General features: G+C 52.5%; 1 protein-coding gene. It reads right to left on the reverse strand.

Features of this window, described 5'->3' with window-relative positions; translation table 11 throughout:
• Positions 1–617: MobA/MobL family protein (locus AC5O77_RS22110; protein ID WP_494507210.1), on the reverse strand; the 617-nt coding region annotated here is incomplete at both ends.

Raw genomic sequence — 617 nt, forward strand, 5'->3', positions numbered from 1 at the left:
GTTCGCGCCTGTTCAAGATGGCGGGAATAGTCCGGTTCAGACCGTTTTTGCATGATGTCATGACGCTGGGCATCATCAAGCCGTCCGGCAGCTTCAAAACCCAGATGCACTTCGGGACGTCGTTCAATGCCCTGTTCTTTCAGCGTCCGGCAGTCAATGAAGCCCCTTTCAAAGCCATGCTTTCTCATATGTTCGTTGTGCTTCACCTCCCAGCGTTTTCGCAATTCCCGCAACTGCTCTTTTTGCTGAGTGAGAGTCAGGCTTCCGGAATCCTTTTTCGCACCTCCCCGCTCGGGATACCTGGCGTTATAGCGCCGGAAATACTGTTCCGGTGTACGTTCAATGCCATCATTCACACGCTGACTCATCATGATATGCGCATGAGGCTGTTCGCCGCCGTCAATGCTCGCTTTCGGATTGTGAATGGCAAAACTCCAGGCGTGCCGTTCGCCAGCTTCCTGACGTACAAAATCCTGCACCAGTTCAAGGCGCTGTTCCGGTGTCAGTTCACGGGGTAATGCAATTTCAAGTTCCCTATAGGTCGAACCGTTCGCACGTTCAAACTGGTCAGCCGCCTGCCAGAAATGGGAAGGATTATCGCTGTCTCTTATACACAT

The sequence above is a fragment of the Stenotrophomonas sp. INTA L402-1 genome (genome assembly GCF_059295135.1).